Source organism: Streptomyces otsuchiensis, assembly GCF_004305975.1.
Taxonomy (GTDB): Bacteria; Actinomycetota; Actinomycetes; order Streptomycetales; family Streptomycetaceae; genus Streptomyces; species Streptomyces otsuchiensis.
Window position 1 is genome coordinate 1 of sequence record NZ_BHZI01000407.1, and the last position, 3949, is coordinate 3949.

The window sequence follows — 3949 nt, forward strand, 5'->3', positions numbered from 1 at the left end:
CACCCTCCCCTCGGAGGCCGACCCCGCCTCCGACGAACAGACCCTGGCCCGTGCCGTCGCCCAGCTCTGGCTGGCCGGCGCCGACGTGGACTGGGACGCCTACCACCAGGGACGTGAACCGCGGAAGGTGTCCCTGCCGGGGTATCCCTTCGCCCGTGACCGGTACTGGATCGACCCGCCGGACAGCCCGTCCGCGGGCCAGGCGGGCCAGGCGGCCCTGGCGGCCCCGGCGCTCGCGGCACCGGGCGACCGTCCCGCCGGGCCGGCCGAACTGCCCGGCGAGGAGATCCTGCTCCCGCGCTGGACGCCCGAGCCGCTGGCCGCCGCCCCCGGGGCCACCGCTTCCGGCCCTCTGTGGGTACTCGCCGACGACGCCGGTGTGGCCGCCGCAGTCGCCGGCTCCGTGACCGCCGACGGGCGCGACTGCCTGCTCGTCCGCCCCGGCGACTCCTTCGAGGGAGGCGCCCACCCGGTCGTACGGCCCGGTGAACGCGCCGACTGGGAGGCCCTGCTGGCCACGGCCGGCGCTCCCTCCGCCGTGCTTCACCTGTGGGGGACCGACGCCTCCACCGAGCGCGATCCCGAGCGCGCCCTGCTCCTCGGGCACGGCGCTCTGTGCGCCCTGGCGCCGGTGCTGGGCTCCGCCCCGGCCCGGGTGGTCGTCGTCACCGACACCGCGCGCGCCGTCCTGCCCGGCGAGCGGCCGGTGCCGGCCCGTGCCGCCGTCCACGGCACCAGCCTCGTCGTGCCGCAGGAGTACCCCTCCCTCGACGTCCGTACCCTGGACGTCTCACTCGCCGCCGACGGCCCCCGGGCCGCCGCCGACGCCGCCCTCGCGGAACTCGGCGCGGACGACCGGCGCCACGCGCTCGCCGTCCGGGCCGGCCGGCGCTCCGCCCTCGACCTCGTACCGGCCGGCACGGAGGAAGGCGCCGAAGCCGCGCCCGCCCTGGCGGCGGGTCAGGACGGCGTCGTCCTCATCACCGGCGGCCTGGGGGAGGTCGGGCTGCTGCTGGCCGGCCATCTCGGCCGGGACGGCGCCACCGTCGTCCTCACCGGGCGCCGCCCGCTGCCGGCCGAGGACGGCTGGGACGCCCTCCTCACCGACGGCGACACCGACGCCGCGCTCGTCTCCCGTCTCCGGGGGCTGCGCCGTCTCGCCGAGCGGGGCGTGAGCGTCGAGTACGCGGTCGCCGACGTCACCGACGAGGAAGCGCTGCGCCCGGTGGTGAGCGGGCTGGTCGAACGCTTCGGCCGGATCGACGCCGTGGTGCACCTGGCCGCCGTCACCTCACCGGACCACTTCGGGCCCCTCGCCCTCCTCGACCCGGATGTCCGGGACGTCCACTTCACCGCGAAGCTGCACGGCACCGCCGTGCTGGAACGCGTCCTGGACGGGCAGCCCGTCGGACACTGCCTGCTCTTCTCCTCCGTCTCCACCGTCCTCGGCGGTCTGGGCTTCGCGGGGTACGCCGCCGCCAACGCCTGCCTGGACGCGGTCCCCTACCGGCACACCGGCTCCGCCACCCACTGGTTCACCATCAACTGGGACACCTGGGCGGCCACCGCGGCCGCACTCGACGGACAGGACGTCGGCGCCACCCAGGTCCAGCACTCCCTGACCGAGGAACAGGCCCTGGCCGCCCTCGACCGGGTGCTGGCCGCCCCCGCGCCGCGCACCGTGGTGAGCGCGGGCGATCTCCAGGCGCGTGCCGCCCAGTGGCTCGGCGGCGCCGGGCCCGACGTGCCGGGCGGGCCCGACGACCTCGACGACCTCGTGCGTCCGGCCGGGGACCGCTTTCCGCGGCCCGCCCTCGCCCAGGCGTACGTGCCACCGAGCGGTCAGCGCGAGCGCCGGCTCGCCGAGGTGTGGGAGGACGTCCTCGGCATCGAGGGCGTCGGCTCCCGCGACAACTTCGCCGACCTCGGCGGCACGTCCCTGATGGCGCTCCAGCTGGTCAAGCGCATCCAGAAGACATTCGGGATCGCGGTCTCACCGGTGTCGCTGTTCGAGGCACCCACCGTGCAGACCATGGCCGCCCTCCTGGACCGCACCGCGGGCACCACCGAGCCCGACGCCGCGCCGCAGACCCGGACCGTTCCCGCCGCCCGCACCCGGCCCCGCCGGGACACCCCGGAGGGCGAGCACGGAGGCGTGGAGCCGATCGCCGTCGTCGGTCTCGCCTGCCGCTTCCCGGGCGCGCCGGGCCCGGAGGAGTTCTGGCGCAACCTGGCGGACGGCGTGGAGTCCGTCACCCGCTTCACCGAGGACGAGCTGCGCGCCTCGGGCGTGCCCGAGACCGAGTTCCGGTCCCCGGACTACGTGCCGGTCAAGCCGGTGCTCGACGACATCCGGGGCTTCGACGCCGCGTTCTTCGGCTACAGCGCCCGCGACGCCGTGATCACCGATCCGCAGCACCGGCTCATGCTGGAGATCTGCTGGGAGGCCCTGGACGACGGGGGCTACGGCGCCGAGGAGGGCCGGGGCCGCGTCGGCGTGTTCGCCGGCTCCAACGTCAGCACCTACCTCGGCTCCCACCTCTCCGGCGGCGGCGCGATCGAGGGCGAGGCCGACATCTACGCCTCCCTCATCGGCAACGACAAGGACTCCCTGGCCACCGGCATCTCCTACAAGCTGGGTCTCACCGGCCCCAGCATGAGCGTCCAGACGTTCTGCTCCACCGCGCTGGTCGCCACCCACCTCGCCTGCCAGAGCCTGCGCTCCGGGGAGTGCGAACTCGCCCTCGCCGGTGGCGTGGCCATCCACGTCCCCGACCGCACCGGCCACCTCTACCTGCCCGGCGGCATGGAGACCCGCGACGGCCACGTCCGCACCTTCGACGCCGACGCCTCCGGCACCCTCTTCGGTGACGGCGCGGGCGCGGTGCTGCTCAAGCGGCTCTCCGACGCGCTCGCCGACGGCGACCACGTCCACGCCGTCATCCGCGGCTCCGCCGTGAACAACGACGGCTCGCTGAAGGTCGGTTACACCGCGCCCAGCGTCGTCGGCCAGGCCCGGGTGGTCTCCGACGCCCTCGCGACCGCCGGGGTCGAGCCCGGGGACATCGGGTACGTCGAGTGCCACGGCACCGCCACCGAACTCGGCGACCCCATCGAAGTCACCGCCCTGGCACGGGCGTTCGGCGACGACGGGCCACGCGGCCGGGTCCCCATCGGCTCGGTGAAGACCAACATCGGCCATCTGGCCGCCGCCGCCGGAGCCAGCGGACTCATCAAGACCGTGCTCTCCCTGCGCAACCGCTGCATCCCCCCGAGCCTGCACTTCTCCCGCCCGAACCCGGACATCGACTTCGCCGCCAGCCCCTTCCGTGTCAACACCGCGCTCGCCGACTGGACCGTGGAGGAGGGCCGCCGGCGCCTGGCGGGCGTCAACTCCCTAGGTATGGGCGGAACCAACGTCCACGTCGTCCTGGAGGAGGCGCCCGACGCGCCCGAGCGGGAGAGCGGCGACGACGGCACCGCACGCCGCCACCACGTCGTCCCCGTCTCCGGACGCACCCCCACTGCCGCCGACGAGGCCGTACGACGGCTGCGCGCTCATCTCGCCGACCCGCCGGGAGGCGCCGAACCGCCCCTGGCGGACGTGGCGTTCACCGCGCAGACCGGCCGCGCCGTCTTCGAGCACCGCCGGGCGATGGTCGCCGCTTCGACCGCCGGGGTGACCGGTGCGGACGGTTCCGACCCCGCGCTCGCCCTCGCCCGTCACGAGGCCGTCGTCAACCGTCCCGTCGCCTTCCTCATCGCCGGGGTCGGTGAGCAGTACCCCGGAATGGTCGGCGAACTGTACCGCCGCGAGCCGGAGTTCGCCGCGGCGGTCGACGAGTGCGCCGGGATCCTTCGGCCGCTCCTGGACACCGACGTCGTCCCCCTGCTGACCGGCCCGCGCCCCGCCCCCGCCGACCCGCGCACCCTCGCCGAACTCGCCCGC

Annotated in this window: 1 protein-coding gene; it reads left to right on the forward strand. The window is 75.5% G+C overall.

Annotation, left to right across the window (positions count from 1 at the left end; genetic code table 11):
* On the forward strand, positions 1-3949 hold a 3949-nt coding region (locus E0D90_RS24370; RefSeq protein WP_130800111.1), incomplete at both ends, for an SDR family NAD(P)-dependent oxidoreductase.